Source organism: Flavobacterium sp. CR10, assembly GCF_055814415.1.
This window is the reverse complement of sequence record NZ_CP185985.1, coordinates 4715834-4742194: the sequence shown is the minus strand read 5'-3', so window position 1 is coordinate 4742194 and position 26361 is coordinate 4715834. Positions and strand designations below refer to the sequence as shown.

Below are 26361 nucleotides of genomic sequence, written 5' to 3'. Positions count from 1 at the left end.
ATCATTACAAAAACACATCAAATCTGATATACAAAGCCCATTTATGTAGTATTACTCGGTTTTAAAAGAAAAAAGTCCGAAAAGCAGCATCTGTTTTTTCGGATTTTCGGTTAAATTATTTTCGAAATATTATTCTATACGGTGTTTCCATCTTTTGTGCGTCCATAAATAAAACTCGGGAGCTTCTAGAATTTGTTTTTCTACTTCTTTAAGATACATTTCAGTAATTTTAAAGTTTTCTACTTCTTTCGGATTATCAGCAAGCGGAATAAATGTAGCCTCATAATAGCCTCTTCTAACTTTTTTAACCTCTACAAATAGAACTGCTAAATCATATTTTTTTGCTAATGTTTCGGCGCCTGTATGCACAGGAACTTCAACTCCCATAAATTTCATCGAATGAAAAATCCTTTCCATTTTTGGCGATTGGTCGCTTGCTAAACCATACAGACTTAAAATACCCTCACGTTGGTTCTTTGCCATTGTTGGAATTGCTTTTCGGGTTTCGATCATCTCGGTATTGTATTTAGAACGGATTTTTCGAATTAATTTGTCAAAATAAGGATTAGCTAGCCTTTTGTAAACAGCAACTCCTTGAAATCCAAGTTTAGGATTTATCGTTAAAAGCCACTCGTAACTTGCATAATGTGAAGCTACCAAAATCACGCTTTTTCCCTTTTTAGCATAATCGCGAACAAGATCTATATTGGTTACATGAAATCTTCTTTCCATTTCCTCTGGAGACATGCTCATGGTTTTTACCATTTCTAAAAACATATCGCACATATGTTTGTAGAATTTCTTTTCTATGATTTTTCTTTCTGCATCGCTCAAATGAGGTAAAGTAAGCGCAAGATTCTCACGCACCACTTTTTTACGGTATCCGATAACTTTATATACTAAAAAATATACAAAATCTGAGAATAGGTAAAATACAGGAAAGGGAAGTATAGAGATGAGCCAAAGTAACGGGTAGGCTAAAATATAAACAAGAAATTGCATGTAAATTTTTTTTGCAAAGATAAATTAAAAATGATTAGCGATTGATATTTTGCTTTCTTGCTAACTTATCTTTAAGAATGATTATATTTACCATTCACAATAATTATTATTTATGAATATTATTTTAATAGCGATTATCGTTGCGAACGTTGTTATTAGTTACAAAGGTTTTAACGATCTTTATTTTTTTAGAAAATACGAGTTTCATGTAGGAAGCATTCGTTCTGGCGAGCAAATCAGAATGCTGTCTTCTGGCTTTCTGCATGTTGATATGATGCATTTGATTTTTAATATGCTGACTTTGTATTTTTTTGCACCTGTAGTTTTGGGTTGGCTTGGTAATTTTTCTTTTATCTTGGTCTATTTTGGAAGTTTAATTTTCGGAAGCCTTCTTACTATGCTCTTTCATAAGAACGATTATAGTTATAGAGCCGTTGGAGCATCTGGCGCTGTTACTGGAGTTCTGTACTCGGCAATATTATTGGAGCCTGACATGATGCTTGGAATATTTTATGTCATTCCGATGCCGGCTTATCTTTTCGGAATTTTGTATTTGTTGTACTCAATTTATGGAATGAAGGCCAAAAATGACAATATTGGGCATACGGCACACTTCGGAGGTGCTATAGGCGGCTATTTAATTACCTTGATAAAAATGCCATCATTATTTACAGACCATACATTGATGGTAATTCTGCTTGCAATTCCGATTTTGATACTTTTTGGAATGGCAAAATTGGGAAAACTGTAAGCTTGGCACAACTTTTGGAATGCTCTTGTCAAACATTAAAATTTAACAAAAATGAAAAAACTAGTATTATTTTTAACAATCATGTTTATGACTATGTCTTACGGCCAAGAAATCAAACAAATACCTCTAATTAATGTTAATGGAGAAGGAAAAGTAAAAGTAGCACCTGATCAAGTTTGTATTTCAGCTTCTGTTGAAACAAAAGGGAATAATGCTAAGGATGTTAAAAAACAAAATGATGAAAAGATGGATGCTGTTTTAAAATTCATCAAAAAAATGAATATCCCCACAGCAGATTTCAAAACAAAACAAGTAGCTCTTAATCCGCAGTACGATTATGAGAAAAAGAAAACTTCTTATAACGCTACACAAACTGTAGAAATCGTCGTAAAAGATTTGTCTAAGTATGATGAGTTAATGGAAGGTTTGGTTCAGCAAGGAATCAATAGAATCGACAGAGTTTCTTTTGAATCATCTAAATTAGCGCAATACGAGTCTGAAGCTAGAAAATTAGCGATGAAAGATGCTAAAGTAAAAGCTGAAGAATACGTTTCTGTTTTAGGACAAAAAGTGGGTAAAGCGTTTACAATCTCTGATAACTCTCAAATTTACCGTCCACAGCCAATGTATGCTGCTATGAGAATGAAAGAAGCAGATGCAATGGGAGGAGCTTCAAACGAAACTTTAGCGATTGGCGAAATCGAAATTACAGCAAATGTTAGCGTAAGTTTTGTGTTAGACTAAACGTTTCTAAAATTCCAAAATATTTTAAAATCCAAATTCCAATTTATACTGGGATTTGGATTTTTTATTTTGGATTTTTCCTAAGGATTCACGTATAGTTTGTTGTCCTGAGCGGAGTCGAAGGATTTTGTGCAAAATCATTATTGTGCGCTCATCGATATGTGTCCTTCGACTCTGCTCAGGAAGACATAAAATGAGAATTGGAATTTGGAATTTCAGTTTTGGAATTTAAACAGTCTTTAGCGGAAGCGTAAACCTAAACGTACTTCCTTTTCCTTGTTCGCTTTCTACCCAGATTTCTCCTTTATGAATGTTTACGAACTCTTTGCAGAGCAGCAATCCGAGTCCGCTTCCGAGTTCGTTTTCGGTGCCTTTCTGAAGCACTTTTCCGTTGATTTTAAATAACTTTTCTTTGATGTAATCAGGAACTCCAATTCCATTATCCGTAATAGAGATTTCTGCTTTCTGATTGGTTTTAATCAGTTTTAGTTTAACTTCTCCATTTTTACCTGTAAATTTAATAGCATTGCTCAGTAAATTGCGCAAAATGGTGCTAATCATATTTTTATCAACTTCTGCCTCAAGCAAAAAAGCCGATTCAAATGTGATGTCTATATTTTTACTTAAAGCGATATTTCTGCTTAGTTCAATATTTTCCTCAATTAAAGCATTTAGCAATATATTTTTAGGATGAAAAGTAATCATTCCCGTTTGGACTTTAGACCATTCCAAAAGATTTTCGAGCAGCTTATAAATGTTTTTATTTGAGTCATGCAGCAGTTCCGATATTTCTTTTATTTCTTCACGGCTGTACTGTTCTATATTTTCCAGCAAAATTTCAGAAAGGGAAACCGATGATCCTAAAGGTCCTCTTAAATCATGTGAAATAATAGAGAAAAACTGGTTTTTGTCATTCAAAAGCTTTTTGATTTTATGATCTTGTCTTTCTTTTACCAAAAGCAAAAAGCCAACAATTCCGATTAAAGTTAGAAGAAACAAACAGATGCTGTAAAAGCTATCAAAAGTATCGTTAGAAATAATAAGATCTTGCGGATGCAAGTATCTGTGGACTATTCGTATTGCAATTAGAATTTCAAATCCTGTATAGCACAAAACATAAAAAGTCTTGAAAAAGCTTTTTTCTTTTTCTGTGAAATAAATAATTGTAGGCAATAAATAGATAGTAAAAACACCAATGCCGCCAATGATAACACGAGTATTCATTGAAGCATAAAAAAGTGTTGAAATATTAAAAAGCAATATCGCTATTGCTGTAATGGCTATCTGAATTTGAAACTGTCTTTTTGCACGAGCTTTAATGAGCGATAACATGGCAAGTGTTTCGAAACAGCAGGCGCCAAAAATCATCGAATTGGCAATATTTATAGAAGCAAAATCTGGAATAATATTTCGTAAAAGAGCCAATATCCAAGCAAGAGTCAGTATTAATTTACCTAAACCGAACCATTTTAATATTTTTCTATTATCGCTAGTAGCGTACGAAAAAGAAAAACTGAATATAAGGATGCAGGTAAAAAAATTACCCCAGAAATAAAGCAGAAAAATGGTTTTTGGATCTACTGGTAAAAGTTCAAACATTAAAAGGGTTTTGCTTTTTGGAAATCGATTTTACAAATATACAAATAAAGTAAACATTCAGACCTGAGTTGGCGGTTCATCAGCCGTGCTCCTGTATATTTAACAATTAGTTTTCTTTAGAATCTTTACTGTTTTTTTTAAATTTACATATAGTTAAATTATTAAAAAGGGAAACAAATTAAAAGAAAGAATTAAATTACATGTTGATTGATTTCTTAGCTTTGTAAAAAGTACCACAAAACTTCTTGTTATGCCACTAATTGAACAATCAGAATATAATGCTCCTTCGATTATTCATCGCAACAGGCATATTTCTACCATTTATGCTGCCTTGATAAAAAAGTTCGAAGTGCCTCAATATACAAGAGAAAAGCATGAATTGAATGACGGAGATTTTATCAACATCGATTATATTTTAAGCGACTCAAAAAAAGCAGTCATTTTATGCCATGGCTTAGAAGGCGATTCGCGCAGAACATATAATAATAGCTGTGCGGCCTATTTTCTGCAGAAAGGTTTTTCGGTTTTTGCTTGGAACAATCGCACTTGCGGTGGAGAAATGAACCGACTTCCAAGATTGTACCATCATGGAGCAGTTGACGATCTTGATGAAGTGGTTCAGTTTGCTTTGAAAAAAGGAATTGAAGATATCTATTTGATAGGATATTCGATGGGAGGCGTTCAGTTGCTTAATTATTTGGGTTGGACAAAAATTGATCAGCGTATAAAAGCTGCAGTTTCAATTTCGGTTCCTACTCATATTGCTACTAGTGCAAAAGTGCTTAAGCAAGGTTTTAATAGAGTGTATCTAAAGAATTTTACCATTGATATTAAAAAGAAATTGAAATATAAAGCAGCTCAATTTCCTGATTTTATTAATAGTGATCAAATTGATAATATCTCGACTTTTGATGAAGTCGATCAGTATTTTACGGCACCGCTTCATGGATTTGCGAGTCGCGATGATTATTACGAACGCGTTTCTCCTGAGTTTTCTCTGAAAAACATTACAACTCCGGTTTTAATTATTAATTCGCTAGACGATCCATTTCTGGGCGAAAGATGTTACCCGAGAACAATTGCCAAAGACAGCGCCTATGTGTATCTGGAAACGCCTAAATATGGTGGACATTGTGCTTTTCCGCTACGTGATTCTGAATATTCATATGCTGAGAAAAGAGCTTTTGAGTTTTTCGAATCTTTCAGGTCTAACAATACTTTGGTTTAGAAATAAATTTTATTCATCGCCAGAATTCTCAATTTCGGATGGCGCTTTTTTTCTAATGCTGGTATTCAGATAAAAAAACAATCGTATCGTGTGATTCATATCATATTGATATCCGGAATATTTTTGCTGATAGGCATTCATATAACCAAAATCGTAACTCCATTTCGGATTAATATTTTTTCTGATTCCCACAAAGAAGCGGTTTTGATCGAAAGTATTATAAATGACTTCTTTTCCAAAATGCAGCAGAATCTCATCTGAAAGAACCATTTGCGGCCAAGTTTTTTTATCAGAAATTCGGAAAGTAAAACTCATCAGGTAACGAATTCTATTGGTGAAACGCCAATCGCCACTGGATTTATCATTAACAATTTTTTCCTGCCAACGCTGTTCATTTCGCAAGCGCTGCAAAATGCTTACATTTCCAAATTTCGTATTTAATTGGGCCTGCTGATAAATTCTATTTTCATCTGAAAAAGTATTCCAATCGGGATTTGACGGAGCAAGCCACATGTGCGCATATCCTAGATTTAAGGAAATATTTGAATTTGGAATATAGCTGATTCCTCCTCTTATAAAGTAAAAACTGGGATCAGATACAAAATCATTTCGTCTAATATGAAAGTCACCAATCACGCCCCAATGGTCTGCAAATTTGGTAACTGTGTTTATAGAAACCCAAGTTTGAAGCTGCTGGTTAATTTCTTTTTTTTGAGTTTGTCCAAATGCATTTAAAGAAAGCAAGAAAATCAGGATTCCTATAAAATAAGTCTTCATAAAAAGCACGATAGAAATTAATTAAAAAAGTAAATTTCTTTAAAATCGGTAATAAACAATCAATTATTAGCGTAAAGATATTCTTTTTTAACGAGAAATTATATCGTATATTTAAGTTTTAATTTGTTTTATATCAAGTGTTTAAATGTTTTTTAAAGAGAATATTTAAACAGTTAAACAACTTTTTTAATCATTTGATTAAAAAAGTTGTTTAACATATTTATAAAAACCATAAATTTGCCTTTAAATTATTTATTATGAGTGCTTCAGCATCTGAGAAAAAAGATTCTACTACAGAAGAAAAGATAAAAACAGCAGCTAAAACTGTTTTTTATAAAAAAGGTTTTGCCGCAACGCGAACGAGAGATATCGCTGAAGAAGCAGGTTTGAATTTGGCTTTGCTCAATTATTATTTCAGAAGTAAGGCTAAGCTTTTTGAAATCATAATGACAGAAACTTTTACTGGTTTTATAGGCAGTATGAAAGTGATTTTGAATGATGAAAAAACTTCTTTAGAACAAAAAGTAATAACTATTGCCGAGCGATACATTGATTTTATCAGCGTTGAGCCAGAAATTCCAACCTTTATTTTAACTGAAATCCGCAATAATCCAGAAGAACTTTTAAAAAGACTGCCGATTAAAGAAATTGTAAATGATTCTGTTTTTATCAAACAATTTCAAGAAGCAGTTCAAAATAAAGAAATAACAGAACCCAATCCGCTGCATTTTTTGATGAATCTGTTGGGATTGGTCGTTTTTCCATTTATAGTCAAACCCATTATTATGGGAAGCAGAAATTTGGAAACAGAACAGTTTCATGCGCTAATGCAAGAGCGTAAGAAAAAAATTCCGATATGGATTAATATGATGTTTAAAGCCTAATAGTAACCAGAAGTTTTAATTTATACTGTAATGAAAAGGAAATTATACTTTAAATATATTGGAATCTTGTCCTTTATAACAGCACAGGCACAAATCTTGACAATTGATCAAAGTTATCAGTTGGCTGTTGAGAATTATCCTTTAATCAAACAATATGAACTTATTGAAAAAAGCAAAGAATATACTTTGAGTAACGCCAATAAAGCTTATCTGCCTCAAATAAGCATAACCGCAATTGAAGGATACGTTTTTGGAGATTTTCCAACTTTGGGAAGTTCAGGAAGCGACAGCAAATTTAAATTTATTGGTCTCGGGCAAGTCAATCAGACTATTTGGGATGGAGGCGCTACCAAAACGCAGAAAAAGATTATTGAAGCATCTTCAAACGCAGATAAGGCTTCTGTAGAAGTCTCGCTTTACGATTTACGTTCTCGTGTAAATCAGCTTTATTTTGGAGTATTGCTTATTGACGAGCAATTGAAACAGCTTCAAATTCAAAATGCCATTATTGCCAATAATATTGACAAGGTTAAAAAACTTCATGAAAATGGTTTGGCCTATAAAACGGATGTTGACGAAATGAAAGCCGAACAGCTGAATCTCAGCAGACAGAAAAAAGATTTCGAGTATACTAAAGCAGGCTACCAAATGATGCTTTCTTATTTGATAGGCAAAAACATCAGCCAAGAGAAATTTGGAAAGCCTTTCAATTCTTCTAGTCTCGACACCATTATCAAACGCCCCGAACAACAGCTTTTTGCCAGTCAGCGGAATTTGGTAAATGCACAATCCGAAATGCAAAAAGTCAGTCTTATGCCTAAAGTTGGATTACTGGGCGCGGGTGTAGTTTTGGCACCAGGAATTAATTTAGGAACCAATAAAATTTCTACCGTTGGAGTTGCTGGAGTAAGTGTTGGATGGGATATAAAGGGATTATACAAAAATTCAAATGAAAAACAGCTGACGCAGCAGAATTTGAAAAAAATAGATGTTCAGGAAGAGACATTTTTATTTAATACCAGATTTCAAATGAATCAAAAAACGGCTGATATAGAACGACAGAAAGCCATTTTGAAAGATGATGATGAAATTGTAAAACTTCGTCAGACTATTCGCGAAGGATATCAGCTGAAATACGACACTGGCGCTGGCCCGCTAATCGATTTATTGAATGCGACAGAAAAAGAAGGAAATGCACGAGCGGAAAAAGCTCTGCACGAAATTCAATTGCTTATGGCAGAATACGAGTATCAAACAATCAAAGGAAATTAATACTAAACACTATGAAAAAGATAAAGCTTTTATATTTTTTTATTCCAGCAATATTCATGTTTTCATGCAATAATAAAGAAAATGATTTTGATGCTTCGGGATCTTTTGAAGCTGTTGAAACCATTTTGTCAGCAGAAGCAAACGGTCAGATTTTGCAATTGAATGTAGAAGAAGGCCAGCAATTAGAAGCAGGACAAAAAGTGGGTTTTATAGACAGTACGCAGCTTGCTATAAATAAAATGCAATTGCGCCAGAATGAAAAAGCAATTCTGAGCGGAAGACCACAAATACAGATACAAACCGAAAGTTTAAAAAGACAGCTTGATAATGCTATTTTAGACCGCAACAGAACTGAAAAATTGGTAAAAGGCGGAGTAGCTTCTCAAAAGCAATTGGATGATATAAATTCTAAAGTAGCCGCTTTGCAAGCGCAAATAAATGCGCAGAAAAGTTCGTTGGAAACTACAAATGAAAACTTGACACAACAGGGAAATACGGTTGGAGTTCAGTTAAAAGGAATTGAAGATCAATTGAGTAAAAGCGTAATTGTAAATCCGATAAAAGGAACCGTTTTGGCAAAATATGCGGAGCAGTATGAAATGGCTGTAATTGGAAAACCGTTATACAAAATTGCCAATTTGGAAACACTCGACTTGAGAGCATATATTACGGGAACACAATTGCCTCAAATTAAAATTGGACAGCAAGTTAAAGTGCGAATTGATAAAGGAGAAAAGAAATACAAAGAATATCAAGGTACAATTGGATGGATTTCAAACAAATCTGAGTTTTCGCCAAAAACAATTCCGACCAAAGACGAACGAGCTAATTTAGTTTACGCCATAAAAGTAAGAGTGAAAAATGATGGTTATCTAAAAATTGGAATGTACGGAGAAGTGCTTTGGTCAAAATAAAACAATAGTTTATGCCTGCAGTTGCATTAAAAAATATTACTAAAAAATATGGTGATTTTGTCGCTGTAGATGAGGTGTCTTTTGAGGTTCAGAAAGGAGAGCTTTTTGGATTAATTGGTCCCGATGGTGCTGGAAAAACGTCGATTTTTAGAATCTTAACGACATTGCTTTTGGCGGAAGGAGGAACTGCAACTGTTGAAGGACATGATGTTGTAAAAGAATTTCAGGAAATTAGAAATAAAGTAGGCTATATGCCTGGAAAATTCTCCTTGTATCAGGATTTGACAGTAAAAGAAAATCTCGAGTTTTTTGCTACTATTTTCGGAACTACAATTGAAGAAAATTATGATTTTATTAAAGATATTTATGATCAGATAAAACCTTTTAACGACAGACGTGCCGGAAAACTTTCGGGTGGAATGAAGCAAAAATTGGCTTTGTGCTGCGCATTGATTCATAAACCTGAGATTTTATTTTTGGACGAGCCTACTACTGGTGTAGATGTGGTTTCTCGAAGCGAATTTTGGGAAATGCTGGCAAAACTTAAAAAGCAAAATATCACAATCGTAGTTTCGACTCCTTACATGGATGAAGCAAAATTATGCGATCGGATTGCGCTTATCCAAAACGGAAAAATAATGACAGTTGACGAGCCACAGCAAATTATAAACAGTTTTCCTAAACCGCTTTTTGCTGTAAAAGCAAAGAATATTTATAAGCTTCTGCAAAATCTAAGAACTGAAAAAGAAGTTGAAAACTGTGATGCTTTTGGAGAATATCTTCATCTTACATTGACTTCAGAACTTGCGGATGAAGAGAAAGTTAGAACTATCGCTCAAAAATACAATCCCGAAGATTTAGAAGTAAAAAAAATAGAACCAACAATTGAAGACAGTTTTATTCACCTAATGCGAGAACAAAACGATTCTAGAGAACCAAAAGAAATGCTGGATGGAAAATAAAGCTATAATTTGTAAAGATCTAACCAAACAGTTTGGCGATTTCAAAGCGGTTGATAAAATTAGCTTTGAAGTGAGCGAAGGCGAGATTTTTGGCTTTTTGGGCGCTAATGGAGCTGGAAAAACAACAGCAATGCGAATTCTCTGCGGACTTTCTTTTCCTACTTCGGGAGAAGCTAGCGTAGCCGGTTTTGATGTGTATCGACAGCAGGAAAAAATCAAGAAGAATATTGGTTATATGAGTCAGAAGTTTTCGTTGTATGATAATCTGACCATTTTGGAAAATATTGAGTTTTTTGCAGGTGTTTATGGCGTTTCAAGACCCGAAATTAAAGAAAGAAGTAAGGATTTGATTTTGACTTTAGGTTTAGAAAAAGAAGCTAAAAAACTGGTTGGAGGATTGCCATTAGGATGGAAACAGAAATTGGCTTTTTCTGTTGCCGTATTTCATCGGCCTAAAATTGTTTTTCTAGACGAACCTACAGGCGGTGTTGACCCAATAACGAGACGCCAATTTTGGGAAATGATTTATCAGGCAGCAGCAGACGGAATTACGGTTTTTGTCACCACACATTATATGGACGAAGCCGAATATTGCGACCGAATCAGTATTATGGTTGATGGACGCATGGCTGCAATAGATTCTCCTTCGGCATTAAAAAAACGCTTCAATGCCGTTTCTATGGATGAGGTTTTTTATGAACTGGCGCGAAATGCCAAAAGAACATCAGATTAGTATGAAAAGATTACTGGCTTTTATTCGGAAAGAATTTTATCATGTTTTCAGAGACAAAAGAACGTTATTGATTCTCTTTGGACTTCCTGTTGCGCAGATTGTTCTTTTTGGTTTTGCATTGAGCAGCGAGGTCAAAAATATCGGAATTGCCATTCAGGATAATTCGCACGATATTCATACCGAAAAAATGATACAAAAGATACAGTCTAGTTCTTATTTTCATGTTGAAAATCCGATTTTGAATTACCATGATATTGAAAACAGATTTAAAGATGGAAGTATTAAATGTGCAGTCATTTTTCCGTCTAATTTTGGTTCTGATGTGCAACGTCTCGGAGGGGCAAAAATTCAGGTAATTGCAGATGCATCAGATCCTAATACGGCAACAATTGTGACCAATTATTTAAACGCAATTGTTAGAGATTATCAGCAGGAATTAAATCCGTCTGCGAAGTTAAATTATCAAATAATTCCAGAATTAAGACAGCTTTATAATGAAGAGCAAAACGGTTCGCTCAATTTTATTCCAGGCGTAATTGCCTTGATTTTTATGATTGTCAGTACAGCTTTGACTTCTGTTTCTGTTGTGCGCGAAAAAGAGCTCGGAACCATGGAAATTTTGCTTGTATCGCCTTTTAAACCCATTATGGTTTTAATCGCAAAAGCAATTCCGTTTTTAGTACTTTCCATAATCAACTTTATCATTATTATGTTTCTTTCGGTATATCTGCTTGATGTTGAGATTAAAGGAAGTTTTCTGCTTCTTTTTGCAGAAAGTATTTTGTTCATTATCACTTGTCTTTCCCTTGGTTTGTTGATTTCAAATGTTACCAATTCGCAACAAACTGCGATGCTTATATCGATGATGGGAATGATGGTGCCGACTTTAATTCTGACTGGTTTTATGTTTCCGATAGAAAATATGCCTTGGATATTTCAGGCGATTTCTCATTTAATTCCGTCGCATTATTATTACATCATTGTAAAAGCTGTAATGCTCAAAGGTTTGGGATTTTCATACATCTGGAAAGAAACTCTAATATTGGCAGTAATGACCGTTTTATTGCTTACGATCTCTTTGAAAAAATTTAAAATCAGATTGTCATGAAAGTGCTGCGTTTTATATTACAGAAAGAATTTCGACAAATCTTTAGAGATAAAACGATTCTTGCCATGATGTTTTTTGTGCCAACAATACAGCTCATCATTTTACCGCTTGCTGCTAATTTTGAAGTAAAAAGTGTAAACATTGTTTATGTAGATCACGATCACAGTTCGTATTCACAAAAATTAATCAATAAAATAGGCTCTTCGGGATACTTTCATATTGTAGGAGCTCCAGCATCGTATTGGGAAGGCATGAAGTTCATTGAAACGGGAGGTGCCGATTTAATTTTAGAAGTTCCTTCTGGATTTGAACGAAACTTGGTAAGAGAAGGCAGTCAGAAAGTAAATATGGCTGCAGACGCCATTAACGGAACCAAATCAAATATTGGAAATGCTTATTTGAATGTTGTGCTGGCAGATTTTAGTAATGATTTGGATATAAGGTTTAAAATGCCGCCACAATCGGCTTCTGTTTCGCCATCTTTAATTACTTTAAATAGCACAAATTGGTATAATCCGAGAGCGGAATATAAATATTATATGGTTCCAGGAATTCTGGTTTTGTTGCTCACATTGATTGGCGGATTTATTACGGCACTAAATATTGTAAAAGAAAAAGAAATAGGTACAATTGAACAGATTAATGTAACGCCAATTCAGAAATGGCAATTTATTCTGGGCAAACTCATTCCTTTTTGGATTGTCGGAATGATTGTATTTACAGTTGGTCTTATTGTAATGTATTTGATTTATGGAATATTTCCGCAAGGCAGTTTCTTAGTGTTGTATCTTTTTGCAGGAGTTTATCTGACCGCTTTATTAGGATTAGGGCTTTTGATTTCGACATTTGCTGATACGCAATTACAAGCTATGTTTATTGCTTTTTTCTTTATGATGATTTTTATGCTGATGAGCGGTTTCTTTACTAGTACCGACAGCATGCCGAATTGGGCAAGAACCATTTCAGAATTTACTCCTGTAACGCATTTTATAAAAGTGGTTCGGCTTATTGTTCTAAAAGGAAGCGGTCTGCAAGAAGTTGGAAGAGAGCTTTTATACTTATTTATTTTTGCTATTGTTTTGAATTCGTTGGCGATTTATAATTATAGAAAAACAAGTTAATAGAAAGATGCCGATTACGCAATGATAGGCAATGATAGCGCGGATTTGCAATCCGTGCCCACAAAGATTGGTTAGTTTAGTCTCTTTGTAAATATAAAAAAGTGTATTATTTTGTGAATTTTTGCCTTAATGATTTGTTTTTGTTTCTTATTGTTGCGGGCACGTACACGGATTGCGAGTCCGTGCTAACGGCACTAATAGTTTTAGTTTGGCTATGCTGGTATATCCCTATTTATTATATTTAATCCACAAAATAGTAGAATGAGAAGGGGCTTCTGTTTCCTTTTGAAATTTAAATAAACGACATTAAAAGCTTATTTTCTTCGCTAATATACTTTGACTTAATTTCTCGTGTTTTATTTTTAAGATCTAAAAAAAAAGTAAAGTGTTGTTATCTAAAGTGTTATAGGAAATGCAATAAAAAGTATTATCATAAAAAATATTGAAATAATATTTTTTTTTGATTTTAATTTGTAATTAAAAAGCGGTAAATTTTAGTGTATATTGTTGTTTTTTAGTGTGTTATCTTTTTGTGTTTAAGTGTTGTTATATTGTAGTACGGAAAACCGTATTTAAATCATAATTAAAAAGACTACTTTTGCTTTTTTTAACATGGAAATAATTACATCTTATGTCCCCAAATAAGTATTTTTTTTTCTTTTTATTGTTTGTATCGTTATCTTATTCACAGACCAAACGTGCTGCTGTTGTGGTAAATGCCAGAGCGCAAAAGGATAAAATCTTAATTCGTTGGGCTGTCAATTCTCCAATTGAATGGCAAAAAGCAAATAAAAAAGGTTTTGTAATTACCAGAACTACAGTTTTACGTGACGGAAATGTTCTATCTAAACCAGAAAAAGTCCGCCTAACTCTAAAACCATTAACTCCCGAACCCTTAGATTCTTGGATTGACTTTGTCCAGAAAGACAATAATGCCGCTATTATTGCTCAATCTATTTATGGTGAAAGTTTTGAAGTAACCGACTCCAAAGAAGGTGCTTTGTCAAGAATTGTTAACATGGCAGATGAACTTGATCAACGCTATACTTTTGCTTTATATGCTGCAGATATGAGTTTTGAAGGAGCAGTAAAAGCAGGCTGGGGTTATATTGATACAAATATTAAGTCTAATGAAGTTTATGCCTATCAGATAAGCGTTTTTGAAAGTCCACAGGTAAAAGAATCATCTTATATGATTGGTTTAAAAGACTACTCTGTTCTGCCTGCTCCAACAGATTTTATTGCGGTTCCCGATGATAAAAAAGTATTGCTTTCTTGGGATTATGAAACCTTCAAAAGAATCTATACTTCGTTCATGGTAGAGAAATCTGCAGATGGAATCAATTACACACCAATCTCAAATACGGCTATTGTTAATTTAAATGACAAAGACGAGCATCCTTCTAAAAACATGTATTTTGTAGATACTCTAAGTGTAAATGATAAGGTGTATCATTATAGATTATACGGTATAACTTCATTTGGAGAAAAAGGAGAATTTACAAAACCAATTACAGCCAAGGGTGTTGCGGCTATTGTAACTCCTGCAAGGCTTGTAGACTACAATATTATAAATTCAAATGAAGTTAATCTTGAATGGGATTATCCAAAAGAATCAGAAGGTTTTATTCAAGGTTATGAAATTAATTTAGCCAATAATGATAAAGGACCTTATAAGGTTGTATCTAAACTTATTCCGCCATCTGAAAGAAAACTTAATTTTAAAGATAATCTGTATCCATCTAACTATTTTACGATTTCTGTAGTTGGAAAAAATAATCAAAGACTAACCTCGCAAAGTATGTTGGTACAGCCAGTTGACTCTATACCGCCAGCCAAACCAATTGGACTTGAAGGTGTTATTGATAGTCTCGGAACGGTAAGACTTAAATGGAAGCCAAATCTGGAAAAAGATTTAAGAGGGTATAGAATATTAAGAGCCAATACGACAGGCGAGGAGTTTGTAGATATTTACCATCAATCTTATATCGGTACAGAGTATAAGGACAGTGTGAGTTTGAAAATGACAAACAGTAAAGTCTATTACAGAATTGCTGCTGAAGATATGCGTTACAATATCTCTGATCCTTCTGATATTTTAGTATTAGATAAACCAGATAAAATTCCGCCAGCAGCACCTATTTTTAAAGATTATGAGAATAAAGATGGCAAAGTGCATTTGAAATGGATACGAAGTTATAGTGAAGATGTTGTTGCTCATAGTTTAAGAAGAAGAGAAAAAGGTCAGGAAAAATGGCTTGAAATTAAACAGATCAATGACACGATTCAGGAATTTACAGATGATAGGGTAGAAAATAGAAAGACCTATCAGTATGCGATTTTAGCCAAAGATAAAAGTAATCTCTGGTCATCACTAGAACATTCAGTAGTAACTGTTAGCGTACTAGATTTTACTCCTGTAAAAGTCATTACATTTTTGCAGGGAACAGCTGATCGGGAAAATAAAAAAATTCTTCTTTCTTGGAATTATGTAAAAAACAAAGGCAAGGTTTTAGGCCTTAGCATTTATAAAAATGAAAAAGGTTTTCCGCCAACTTTATGGAAGGAATTAAACGGAGATATTTTTACGTTAGAAGATAAAAGTTTAAAAATTAATAAAGAATACGAGTATCATCTGGTTCCAAATCTAGAAAATGATAGTCCAGCCAAAGCAGAAACCTTAACAGTTATTTATTAAGCCTATGAGGAAGTTTTACGTATTAATGTTTTTATTGGTTTGCGGATTAGGATATGCTCAAACCAATTATGTTGTAAAAATTTCTAACCTTAATTATTCAATTAATGCAGGGGTTAAAAACAGTACAAGCTCTAGAATTATAATAACAGTTCGTTTTAAAGATGGAGCAAGTAGGCAACTTTATTATAGAGACATTCGTAATAATGGAGATAAGGAAGTTAACTTGGATATTGGAGCTATTGAGTATGTTTCGAAGCCAGTTTCTATTGAGTGTTTTGCTTTTGTAAACTTCAGAACGGGAACAGATGCAGATGGCACAGTAAAGAAAAATGTTGACGCATTTTGTCCTAATGGCAATTTTAGCGGAAGTTATTCTCCTAGAATGTCGCCAGTAACATTTAGCTATAAAATTGAACCTAAATTTTACATTACTAGAACAGGAGACGATATTTTACCAACCCATTCAAAAAAAACAATGACTGCCACGCCAGGCTATGATTCTTATTATTATAGATGGCAGTATACCTTATTGCCAAATGGTAATTCAACTGTTTGGACAGATTTACCTCAATTTAATAATTTACCAAGCATTACTGTTGACGCTGTAGATATTTTAAATGAAAATGCAGGATTGTATATAGGGAAAAATATTTACTTTAGAATTAAACCATGTAGTGCAACACCCAGCTTAAGCGAATCTACTTCTTATTCTATACGTTTGTCTGCACCAAAAGTTAATTCTCTAACACGAATCCAACCTTCTTGTAGTGATTCTGATGATGGTTCTGTACAACTTGTCTTTGATAGAACTTTACTAAAAGGTGAGCAATTAAATTATACATTATTTGATGAAATTGCGCAGACTCCTGCCGGTTATAATGGTGTTTTGGCAATAGATGCAAATAAAACTTTTACTATAAAGGATTTGTCAGCAGGAACTTACACATTACAGTTAATAGGATTCAAAGACGGATTAAATACTGATGTATCTCCTGGCATGGATCCAGATTTATTTGCACTTAAAACCTTTGATATTACTCGACCTGAACCTGTAGATTTTACTCTGACTCCAACTAATGTTAATTGTTTTGATGGAAAAGACGGAACGCTAACAATCAATGCCTCTGGCGGCACCAAAGAAGGGTATCAATATTCACTAGATGGTGGTAGTTCTTGGATTCCTTTTACAGATCCAAAAAGTACAAAAGAAGTTTTAACAGGTTTATTTCCTGTAGTAAAACCTTCAATTGCTTACAGTATAATGGTTAAAGACGAGCATGGCTGTGTGGCAAAGCAAGGTACTAATGCAAAAGTTTTGACAGAAACTATCTCAGAACCTTTATCACCGTTAACTTTAAAATATACTTTTAAGAAAAATCCAACTTTTTTTGGAGCCGAAAATGGTATACTGGCAGCTGCAGTATCAGGAGGAACAATAAAAGATGATAACTCTTATGACTTTGTATGGGAAAATAGCAAAGGGGATAAGTTGCCAGCAACAGGAGAATTCAATTCTGCAGATAAAACATATACTATTACATTGGAAAATATTCCTGAAGACGAATATAAACTGACTGTAACAGATAAAAATTATAAAATCGCTTCCAGTAAAGAAGGCTGTTCTATTATTAAATCCTCTGAAAGTTTGACACAGCCAAAAAAGATAAAGATAACCTTAGTAGAAACACAGTCTATTTCCTGTAATACGGAAAATTCCGAGACAGACGGAGCTAAGTTTTCGGATGGAATTTTAACAGCAATTGTCACGGGGGGAATTCGATTTGAAAAAACAAAAAATGGCGGTTTGCCGTATATATATACTTGGTCAAAGAAACTAGGAGATGGCTCATGGGAAGTAATGACAGAAGTTAAAGATTCAGTTGCAAGAAATCTCCCAAAGGGGACCTACGCACTAAATATTGAGGATGCTAACAAGATAAAACAAGGAGAATATAGTACAACAGATTTAATAAAAGAAGTTCCTACCGAAATAGAAATTTTTGAACCAGAAAAACTTGAACTGTCATTTGATTTTGTTAATGTGTCTTGCTATCAGGGTAATAATGGATGGTTAGCAGCGAATGTAACAGGGGGAAGTCCTATTGAAAAAGATGGGATTAAGGAGTATGGGTATGTTTGGTATTTTGAGGGAAAGAAAATAGTTGGAACAAAAGAAATATCAAATTTGACAGCAGGTACTTACACTGTTGAGGTTACTGATGGAAAAGGCTGTTTTATTACTGGAAGTTTTGAAATAAAAGATCCAGATTTTCCTGTAACAATTAATTATTCAACAATTTCAACTCCTACTTTTTCAGGAGCAAGTAACGGAAAGATCGTAGCTCAGATTACGGGAGGAACGACATTTGACCCAACAAATAATAATGGCAAATTGTATAATTACGAATGGAAAAATCTTGCGGGAGACATCCAAAGTCCATCTGCAGAAATAGTAAATGGAGTTTATACCATTACTTTAGATAATCTGCCTGCAGACTCGTATTTTTTAACAATTAAAGACAGTAATTACAATGAAGCTACAGGTCAGACTGTTAATTGCTCTGTAGTAGAATCTGAAATTAAATTGACAGAACCTGATCCTTTAAAAGTGGTTTTTGAAATCATTCAGACTATTTCTTGTAATGCCAAAAATGAATATGGAGACAAGACTGACACAAATCCAAATGACGGGCAGCGTGACGAATCTCAGGATGGAATTTTGAAGGCGCATGTAACTGGAGGAACTACTCTTGCATTAAACAAGAATAATGGACATCCCTATTACTTCCGTTGGAAAAAACAGCAAGATGACGGGACTTGGAAAGATTTAGCTATACAAGATTCTATCATCTCAAACCTCTCTTATGGAAATTATGCCCTTAATGTTGAAGACAGAAATGGGGTTATTTTGGGTGATTATGTAGCTGGAAATTGGATAGCAAAAGATTCTATCCAATTTATGGATCAGCCTCCAGTATTGTCAGTAAAAATTGAAAAAGGAAATGTCTTTTGTAATGGAGGTAATGACGGATGGGCAACTGCAATTGCTGAAGGCGGAAGCGGGGGGTATACTTACGAATGGTCTAATGAATTTAAGTCGGATAAAAATACCATTTTAAAAACAGGAAATTATTGGGTAATTGCCACAGATAAAAAAGGCTGTACAGCTTATGCTGAGGTTTTTATTGATGAACCTAAAGCGCCACTTTCGATTAAATATACTGAGATTTTAAATCCGAGCTTCTATAAAGCAACAAACGGAAAAATAGTTGTTGAAGTATCAGGTGGAACAATAGCAGCAGATAATACCTATTGGTTTGAATGGAAAAATAGTAAAGGAGTAGTGCAAACCAGTTTTACAACAAGTTTTAGTAATGGTATTTATACAATATACTTGAGCGGACTTCCAGAAGAAATTTATAGTTTAACAGTTCATGATGCTAATTATGATGAGGCAACAAATAAAACAAGTTGTACAGTAGTTAATTCTCTTACGGAATTAGAAGATCCTGATCCGCTTGAAGTCACTTTTGAAGTTATTCGTACTATTTCTTGTAATTCTGGCAATGAATTTGGAAATGAGACCGATGCTAATCCGCTAGACAATCAAAGAGATGAATCGCAAGACGGTATTTTGAAAGCTCACGTGACGGGAGGAATCCAGCTTGGAACAGATAAAAATAATGGATTACCATATTTTTACACTTGGAAGAAAAAACAAAAAGATGGTTCATGGGCACTATGGAACAATACAGGTGATACGGCTGAATATCTTTCAGAAGGAACCTACTCTCTGAACGTTGAAGATGCTAACGGAATAAAACTAGGAACTTATGTAGATAATATTTTAGTTAAAGAGATTGATGCCGAAAAGTATATTTCACAACCTGAGCAGTTGAAATTAACCTTTACTAAATTTGATGTCGGTTGTACAACAGGGGATGACGGCTGGGCAGAGGCACATGTAACAGGAGGAACATTGCCTTATACTTATGAATGGACAAATGGAGAGACAACTCCCAAAATAGTAAACATTACTTCAAACAACTATTTTGTAATAGTAAAAGATGCTAAAGGATGCACAGTACAGGGAAGTATTTTTGTGGGAGATCCTAACGGAATATTTACTACAGAAACAGTTAAAAATCCAACTTGTTATCAAGGAAATGACGGGTCGATTGAACTTAATGTTACTGGCGGAAATTTACCTTATACATATTTATGGAATACAGGTGCAATTACCAAAGATTTGAATAATCTTACCGCTGGCAATTATGAAGTTACGATTACTTGCCCAGATTGCTGTGTTTATAAGAAAAGATTTGTTTTAAAAGATCCAGAACAAGTTATTGTAAATATTGGACCAGATAGAACATTATGCCTTGACCAAAGTTTAGATTTAGATGCTACGATTAAGGACCCTCACGCAAAATACAGCTGGACTTCTACTAATGGATTCACTTCAAGTGAATCTAGAATCAACATATCAAAAGCAGGGACTTATCACGTTAAAGTAACTTCGGCTCTAGGTTGTATTGGTGAAGATGAAATTGTAATAAAAACGAGTCAAATGGCTATTAGCGCAGAATTTTTATTGAGTTCGCAAGCTTATTTGGATGAAGAGGTAATTTTGGTTAATACCAGCAATCCTTTTGGAGAAAGCACAGACTGGGTTATTCCAAACGGAGTAAAAGTGGTCGAGCAAAAAGAAAAATACATCACAGTAAAGTTTAATGCAACGGGAGTATATTCTATCGGATTAAAACAGACACAAGGCGAATGTTATGCCGTTTACACCAAAAATATTACAGTCGAACAGCGTAGTGCAATGCCAAATGAAGGCACTGCATCAAAGTTTATTACAGATTTTATTGTAACCCCAAATCCGAGCAATGGTAATTTTAAAGCAATTGTAAATTTAGAAAACAATAGTGCCATAAATTTAAGATTGTTCTCATCTTCTGGACAAAACACCATGATTCAAAAACAAGAATCAGGAAAGAAAAAGTATGAAGTAGATTTTAATACTTCATTACAATCTGGTATGTATATTATAGTATTAGAGACAGAACAGCAAACCTTGGTTAAAAAAATTATCATCAATTAAAAAATGAAGAACCTTTTCCATAATATATATTTCTTTGTTCTATTTCTGTTTGTTAATGCAATTGGATATGCACAATTATATCCAGTTCAATTAACACCGGTATTCAATAGTCCGTATAGCGTCAAAATATCCGATTATGCTACAAGCATGGATACTAAAATGCAATTGTTGATTAATCCGACAGATATCACAATATCGCAGAGAAGAGTACGCTTAAAACTTTATATACAAGGTAACGGATTAAATATCCAAACCTCTGATTATGCACAGGAACAAAGACCAATATACATAAATGGAGGAGAACTTCAGACTTTAACCAATGTTGATATTGCATCACTTTTCAGATTAGAAAACCTGCAAGGAATTTCTCCAGCGCTATATGCCAATCCTTTGCCAGAGGGAATGTACAATTTCTGTTTTGAGCTATACGATTTTATAACCAATCAAAAAATATCGCAGAAAAGTTGCGCTAATTTGTACCTGATATTAAATGATCCTCCAATATTAAACACGCCGCAGAAAAACGAACAAATCGCTTCAACGGAGTTTCCTAATATTTTATTTACTTGGACTCCACGTCAGATTAACGCAACAAACATATCGTATAAATTTGAGCTGAAACAACTTTTGGATCCAACATTAGATCCTCAGATTGGGTTTCAAATGTCACCGACTTTATACGAAGAAACGTTGTTTGGCACTGCGGTTTTGTACAATTTGAGTATGCCGATACTTACTCCAGGTTTGCGCTACGCATGGAGAGTACGAGCGATTTCGACAACGGGACTTTCAGAAAATGCTGTTTTCAAAAATGACGGCTATAGCGAAATATATTCGTTTAAATACACTGCGTCTTGTGTCGCGCCAACTTTTTTGTTAAGCGAAGCCCAAAGTTCTAAAAGCGTAAAAATTACTTGGGAAGGCGTACCTGAACATACACGCTATCAAGTCCAGTATAAAAAACAAGATGTTCGTAATGCGCAATGGTTTTCTACAAATAGTTTAAACAGACAAAGTTTAATTACCAATTTAGAGCCAGGTGTTACCTATCAGTTTAGAGTAGGCTCCAGCTGTGATCCTGCCGAGGATGGCGTGCAGTCGTTTACTTACTCTAATATAAGCACTTTTACTACACCTACAGAAACCAGCGGTGTTCCTGCTTATAATTGCGGTATTGTGCCTCAGATCAATATCCAAAATCAAAAACCGCTTACTAATTTAATTCAAAGCGAAACGTTTAGAGCTGGCGATTTTCCTGTAACTATTTTAGAACTGCAAGGAGAAAACAGTCCATATTCAGGACGTGGATACATCATTGTACCTTATTTAGCTGATACTAAAATAGCGGTAGAGTTTAAAGATATTGTTGTGAATACCGATTATCAATTGATAAGCGGTATTGTGGAAACAAGCTATAATCCAGATTGGAAAAATGTTACTGATATTGAAGATTTCACAGGCGAAGGTCAAGGAGGACAAATTGAAGAAAAAGTTCCGTTTGAAGTAAAAGACATTGTAATCAATCCTAATGGTGATATTATTGTTAACGGTAAAGATGGTGAACAAATCACAATTCCAGGAGGAAAAGATACTGTAATTATAGATAGCAAAGGAAACACCTATACTGTAGATAAAGACGGAAACGGCAGTAATGAGCCTGTGATAGCCGCCGCGGGAGGAAAACCAACACCAGAGAATACCGATGGTGTAGATAAAAATGGCCAAGCGACAGCTTTTACTGCCAAAGGAATTTCGATTGTTTTTTCTGGAAACGGAAGCAAATATGCTTTTGACGTGATGCCTGAGAATGCATCTTCCGCGTTGAAAAAAATGTATGCCAAAGCAGGAGATAATGTATTGCCTTATAAAGCAGTTTTGAATGGCGATACAGATACAGTTGTTGCTACAGTAAATCTGAGTGATTCTAACATAAAATTAGATAGCGTAGTTTTTAAAACCCAGAATGGAGCAAAAGTTGACTTTAAGAGAACTGATAAAGTATTTGTTCTTACTGTAAAAGGAAATCTAAGTTATGCCGAAGAACAAATCTTAGCGACCATAAAACAGGGCAAGAAATGGCAGGTTATTGGTGCATTTATGCTAGTGCATATTTCGCCAAAAGATGTTAATGTGGCTTTGGTTCCTACATATGACAATTCAGATAGTAGACTTAATGGAATTATTGTCAAAACACAGGAAATTTACAATAAAATTGGTATTAAAATCAATTTTAAGAAAGAGGAAAAATTAAAAGATTTTGATAATGTTGTTTCAAAAGATATAAGTGTAATTCAGACAGAAAAGAATACCATTACATCAACTTATAGTACACAGCAACAAGATATAAATGCACTTTATAAAGGTGGCGACGGTAATTATGTTCTATTCGTAACCAATAAAAGGTCAAGTACAGGGCAAGAGGGTTATATGCGCTTGAATGGCCAGTTTGGGTATGTATTTACTAAAGCCAATGGTCAGGAAAACCCAAATACATCGGCTCACGAGCTAGGACACGGAATCTTTAAATTGGAACATCCTTTTGAGCAATATAAAACTGCAGAAGGAAGCACTGATTTTTTAATGGATTATAGTTCAGGCACTGTTTTAAACCATATGGATTGGAAACAGATTAATGATCCTGCATTTAAATTGTATGTATTTCAGAGTCAAAGTAGTGGGGAATTTGCAAGTGGTTATGTGGTAAGTCCTAATTATGAGGTATTTACTGTAGGTTCAGAACGTAGAAAAGTAGATAGAAATACGTACTCCACTGCCGATGTTAGGGCTAATGATGGAACTATTCCAGGATTTGTATTCAAAGGAGATGCTTATTGGTGGAAAAATGGCCAGTATGTGAGTGAATCAGGTAGTTATACATTAGAAAAGGTTACTAATTTAAGCTCTATCAGTAACAAATGGCTGTATCTGTTTTTTAATAAAGACAATGAATGCGGTAAAACAACATATGTTACTGTTCTCATTTCAGAATATTTGAATAGCAAGAAAACACTTAAAGATTTTATTGAGGGTTACGTAGATTCCAAGAACAAGAAAACAATTATTTGTAACCAAGCTAGTGAAAGTAATTGGTCAGAAACAAAAGGTGAATCAGGCAACAATAGTCAAGGATTGTTTGTTAGAAACTTAATCAAAGGTGAAGTTAAAAAAGAGGTACTAGATAAATTAGAAAGCCTAATGTCTGGTAAATCAAAAAACTGGATTACAGGACAAGCACATCAAATTAAAGGGCATATACTTTTAACATCAGAGGCAGAAAAAACAGATAGAGTAATATTCAAAGACAATAGTTTTTATGTAGATAATGTTAAGGATGAAATTAAGCCAGATGAAATTGTATTTTGGTTAGAATATAGCAACGAAGGAAAAATTAGAGTTAAACAAATCCTTTCAGGAAGTAGTTTTGACGAAAATATTTCTGTCGCTTTAAAATCATGGGAATCAAGTTTAGATTGGAAGCAAAAAACTTTATTCGAGAAGATAATTGCAATTGGTTATGAGTCTGTAGACGGTTATTTTACAGCTTATTACGATATGTTTGATATGTTGAGTAGTGGTATAAGTAAAGTCAAAATTAAACCTTCAGTATACGATTGTAATGATAAAGACTATAATGAAATTTATGCAAAGGTCTTTAGCTATTTATCTTTATCTGGTGCAGTTTATGATATCGTAGCGGAAAATCTGGCTGATGCTTATCCGGAGTTTAATAAAGTATTTGAAAAAGCAACTCCTAGTCAAATTCAATTTGCTTTGTTCTGCGGAATGTATAATGGACTTATTGATGTCGTAAAATCTGTTCCTGATTTAGCAAAACTGCTGGTTTCTCCATTATCATCTAAAGGGAGAGAAGCAAATAGCAAGTTTTTGACCCAGATAGAAGAGATGGAGATGTTTGAGAAAGATGCTAGTGGAAAAGAAACTCTTATTTATGGTAAAGGATTAAGTTTTGGTAAAGTATGGTATTTGTTAAAAGATGGTATTGCAAGTCAATTTGATGCTAACAAACCATGTATAGGAGCTGAATTTGTAGGTTCTGTTGTGGGACCAATAATTGTTATGTGTATTGGAGATGTAGAGGCAGGTGCAGGAATTGTTAGCAAAGTTGCTTCAACAGCCTTTAAGGCAATACAATTGTGTGATAAACTTAGTGATCCTTTTAGATACATCGGAATGTCATTTAGGTTTGTTAAAGGAGTGTCAGGAAAAGTCGGTGTTGTAATAAAAAATGCTACTAGCGACGTTATAACCCAATTAGATAATGGATTATTCAGATTAAAAGTTATTGTTAATAATACTGAACTGCCAACTCTAGAGATGTCGTTTGAAGATGTTAATCGATTAGTATTAGCTGGAGCAGATGGAATTGATTATCCAATAAATGGTGTTAACCAGCGTATAAAACTAAGTGTAAGTCCAGGTTCAATAGGGTCTCCGAATCTTAGTACATACTCTGCGCAAATTTTTGGAGCTGCGAATGAACAATTACTAAAACGTCTTACGGATTTAGGTGTTGATCCTTCAAGATTAGAGAAAGTTATAACTGTATTAGGTAAAACAGTACAAAATGGAGAGAAATTAGCTCTAATGTTAGAGAAAGCTCCATTTAAAGATGACATTTATAAAATAAGAGCTTTTTTAAATGATTTAGAAGCCAGCACAGATTTACAGGATTTTGTAAAAAGAGGAGAGGATATTACGAAAGAATGGGACGTATTAGAGTCATACAGTATTTTTTCTCCAAAAAGTAAATTGTTTACGCAAAGTGGAGCTATTTTGAAACAATTAAAATCAGTTTTAAATAAAGGACATATTAGTGCAGATGATTTAAAAACAATACTTAATGTTAATAGTGGATTAGGAAAAAGAGCTACCGATTTGGTAAGCTTCCTTGATGATTTAGACTTTTTTGCATTATATAAAAAACAAGGAGGATTTGATGCAGTAATATCAGGTTTGAAAGCGAATTGGTTTAACGGAGCAGGAGCAGATGGTGCCAATTGGGTAATAGCAGTATTGCGCAAGGAAGGTAAATTAGTTTTTGTTCCTGAAAAAACTAATTTTGAAGTTGTAGAGAATATTTTAGGAAACAAACGTAGGTATGATGCTGTCGTAGATGATGCTGTATCAATTGGAGGTAGGAGTAGAAAAAAATACTTCGAGTTTAAGTCATATAGTAAAGTGCCTCCTACTGATTTTGCTAAACAATTTTTGAATGATTTAAATAATGCTGATATTATAGATCTAAAACAATTACAATGGATGTTTGATGCAGCTAAAAATCCACCAGATTTTGTAACAAACATGAAAAATGCTATTGATAATTTGCTATTAACAGATGATATAGCTAAAAAATTCTTAAAAGATGTGGAGAATCCAACGGTATCTAAATTAAAAAAATATTTAAAGGAAGATTTCGATGAAATATTTAAATTGAAGTAAT

General features: G+C 34.0%; 16 protein-coding genes. 13 read left to right on the top strand and 3 right to left on the bottom strand.

Translation table 11 applies throughout. The features are described 5' to 3' along the window. Window positions 1–129: 129 nt before the first annotated feature. Entirely contained in the window at window positions 130–1002 is an 873-nt protein-coding gene (locus tag ACNRYB_RS19815) for a lysophospholipid acyltransferase family protein (protein WP_473728458.1), read from the bottom strand. A gap of 112 nt (window positions 1003–1114) precedes the next feature. Here ACNRYB_RS19815 and ACNRYB_RS19810 point away from each other — a divergent pair, with 112 nt between their 5' ends. Together ACNRYB_RS19810 and ACNRYB_RS19805 are read left to right on the top strand one after the other, a co-directional pair. Next, window positions 1115–1753, top strand: a complete 639-nt coding sequence (locus ACNRYB_RS19810; protein WP_008467877.1) for a rhomboid family intramembrane serine protease — start codon at window positions 1115–1117, stop codon at window positions 1751–1753. Between the two features lie 51 nt (window positions 1754–1804). Continuing rightward, a complete protein-coding gene (locus ACNRYB_RS19805) occupies window positions 1805–2497 on the top strand; it encodes an SIMPL domain-containing protein (RefSeq protein ID WP_473728457.1) in 693 nt (230 codons plus the stop codon). Window positions 2498–2725: 228 nt separating this feature from the next. On the opposite strand, the gene ACNRYB_RS19800 is transcribed toward ACNRYB_RS19805, so the two are convergent. Then, complete coding sequence (locus ACNRYB_RS19800) at window positions 2726–4096, bottom strand: sensor histidine kinase (protein ID WP_473728456.1); 1371 nt, start codon at window positions 4094–4096, stop codon at window positions 2726–2728. A gap of 250 nt (window positions 4097–4346) precedes the next feature. Between ACNRYB_RS19800 and ACNRYB_RS19795 the strand changes: the two genes are divergently transcribed. Further along, entirely contained in the window at window positions 4347–5324 is a 978-nt protein-coding gene (locus tag ACNRYB_RS19795) for a YheT family hydrolase (RefSeq protein ID WP_473728455.1), read from the top strand. Between the two features lie 9 nt (window positions 5325–5333). Here ACNRYB_RS19795 and ACNRYB_RS19790 read toward each other — a convergent pair whose 3' ends face one another. Beyond that, complete coding sequence (locus tag ACNRYB_RS19790) at window positions 5334–6101, bottom strand: DUF2490 domain-containing protein (RefSeq protein ID WP_473728454.1); 768 nt, start codon at window positions 6099–6101, stop codon at window positions 5334–5336. 257 nt (window positions 6102–6358) lie between these two features. Between ACNRYB_RS19790 and ACNRYB_RS19785 the strand changes: the two genes are divergently transcribed. The 10 genes from ACNRYB_RS19785 (at window position 6359) to ACNRYB_RS19740 (ending at window position 26360) form a co-directional block, all read left to right on the top strand. After that, a complete protein-coding gene (locus tag ACNRYB_RS19785) occupies window positions 6359–6985 on the top strand; it encodes a TetR/AcrR family transcriptional regulator (RefSeq protein WP_473728453.1) in 627 nt (208 codons plus the stop codon). Between the two features lie 30 nt (window positions 6986–7015). Continuing rightward, the gene (locus tag ACNRYB_RS19780; RefSeq protein WP_473728452.1) at window positions 7016–8257 is read left to right on the top strand and encodes a TolC family protein; all 1242 of its coding nucleotides are present in this window, start codon (window positions 7016–7018) and stop codon (window positions 8255–8257) included. An 11-nt stretch (window positions 8258–8268) separates the two neighbouring features. Beyond that, entirely contained in the window at window positions 8269–9171 is a 903-nt protein-coding gene (locus ACNRYB_RS19775; protein ID WP_473728451.1) for an HlyD family secretion protein, read from the top strand. 11 nt (window positions 9172–9182) lie between these two features. Then, complete coding sequence (locus ACNRYB_RS19770) at window positions 9183–10133, top strand: ABC transporter ATP-binding protein (RefSeq protein WP_473728450.1); 951 nt, start codon at window positions 9183–9185, stop codon at window positions 10131–10133. Then, complete coding sequence (locus ACNRYB_RS19765) at window positions 10123–10866, top strand: ABC transporter ATP-binding protein (RefSeq protein ID WP_473728449.1); 744 nt, start codon at window positions 10123–10125, stop codon at window positions 10864–10866. The genes ACNRYB_RS19770 and ACNRYB_RS19765 overlap by 11 nt, the downstream gene beginning before the upstream one ends. Window position 10867: 1 nt before the next feature. Further along, window positions 10868–11974 carry an ABC transporter permease gene (locus ACNRYB_RS19760; RefSeq protein WP_473730259.1) on the top strand — a complete coding sequence of 369 codons (1107 nt, stop codon included), beginning with the start codon at window positions 10868–10870 and terminating at the stop codon, window positions 11972–11974. Then, a complete protein-coding gene (locus ACNRYB_RS19755) occupies window positions 11971–13095 on the top strand; it encodes an ABC transporter permease (RefSeq protein ID WP_473728448.1) in 1125 nt (374 codons plus the stop codon). Before ACNRYB_RS19760 ends, ACNRYB_RS19755 begins: the two co-directional genes overlap by 4 nt. A gap of 631 nt (window positions 13096–13726) precedes the next feature. Beyond that, complete coding sequence (locus ACNRYB_RS19750; RefSeq protein ID WP_129747690.1) at window positions 13727–15793, top strand: fibronectin type III domain-containing protein; 2067 nt, start codon at window positions 13727–13729, stop codon at window positions 15791–15793. A gap of 4 nt (window positions 15794–15797) precedes the next feature. Then, on the top strand, window positions 15798–20900 hold the full coding sequence (locus ACNRYB_RS19745) for a T9SS type A sorting domain-containing protein (protein WP_473728447.1): 5103 nt from the start codon (window positions 15798–15800) through the stop codon (window positions 20898–20900). 3 nt (window positions 20901–20903) lie between these two features. Further along, the gene (locus tag ACNRYB_RS19740; RefSeq protein ID WP_473728446.1) at window positions 20904–26360 is read left to right on the top strand and encodes a hypothetical protein; all 5457 of its coding nucleotides are present in this window, start codon (window positions 20904–20906) and stop codon (window positions 26358–26360) included. The last annotated feature ends 1 nt before the right edge of the window (window position 26361 follow it).

What these genes read in the sequence shown, in the direction of transcription:
- ACNRYB_RS19815 (WP_473728458.1), bottom strand. Translation starts at nt 1,002, where the DNA reads ATGCAATTTCTTGTTTATATTTTAGCCTACCCGTTACTTTGGCTCATC.
- ACNRYB_RS19810 (WP_008467877.1), top strand. Translation starts at nt 1,115, where the DNA reads ATGAATATTATTTTAATAGCGATTATCGTTGCGAACGTTGTTATTAGT.
- ACNRYB_RS19805 (WP_473728457.1), top strand. Translation starts at nt 1,805, where the DNA reads ATGAAAAAACTAGTATTATTTTTAACAATCATGTTTATGACTATGTCT.
- ACNRYB_RS19800 (WP_473728456.1), bottom strand. Translation starts at nt 4,096, where the DNA reads ATGTTTGAACTTTTACCAGTAGATCCAAAAACCATTTTTCTGCTTTAT.
- ACNRYB_RS19795 (WP_473728455.1), top strand. Translation starts at nt 4,347, where the DNA reads ATGCCACTAATTGAACAATCAGAATATAATGCTCCTTCGATTATTCAT.
- ACNRYB_RS19790 (WP_473728454.1), bottom strand. Translation starts at nt 6,101, where the DNA reads ATGAAGACTTATTTTATAGGAATCCTGATTTTCTTGCTTTCTTTAAAT.
- ACNRYB_RS19785 (WP_473728453.1), top strand. Translation starts at nt 6,359, where the DNA reads ATGAGTGCTTCAGCATCTGAGAAAAAAGATTCTACTACAGAAGAAAAG.
- ACNRYB_RS19780 (WP_473728452.1), top strand. Translation starts at nt 7,016, where the DNA reads ATGAAAAGGAAATTATACTTTAAATATATTGGAATCTTGTCCTTTATA.
- ACNRYB_RS19775 (WP_473728451.1), top strand. Translation starts at nt 8,269, where the DNA reads ATGAAAAAGATAAAGCTTTTATATTTTTTTATTCCAGCAATATTCATG.
- ACNRYB_RS19770 (WP_473728450.1), top strand. Translation starts at nt 9,183, where the DNA reads ATGCCTGCAGTTGCATTAAAAAATATTACTAAAAAATATGGTGATTTT.
- ACNRYB_RS19765 (WP_473728449.1), top strand. Translation starts at nt 10,123, where the DNA reads ATGGAAAATAAAGCTATAATTTGTAAAGATCTAACCAAACAGTTTGGC.
- ACNRYB_RS19760 (WP_473730259.1), top strand. Translation starts at nt 10,868, where the DNA reads ATGAAAAGATTACTGGCTTTTATTCGGAAAGAATTTTATCATGTTTTC.
- ACNRYB_RS19755 (WP_473728448.1), top strand. Translation starts at nt 11,971, where the DNA reads ATGAAAGTGCTGCGTTTTATATTACAGAAAGAATTTCGACAAATCTTT.
- ACNRYB_RS19750 (WP_129747690.1), top strand. Translation starts at nt 13,727, where the DNA reads ATGTCCCCAAATAAGTATTTTTTTTTCTTTTTATTGTTTGTATCGTTA.
- ACNRYB_RS19745 (WP_473728447.1), top strand. Translation starts at nt 15,798, where the DNA reads ATGAGGAAGTTTTACGTATTAATGTTTTTATTGGTTTGCGGATTAGGA.
- ACNRYB_RS19740 (WP_473728446.1), top strand. Translation starts at nt 20,904, where the DNA reads ATGAAGAACCTTTTCCATAATATATATTTCTTTGTTCTATTTCTGTTT.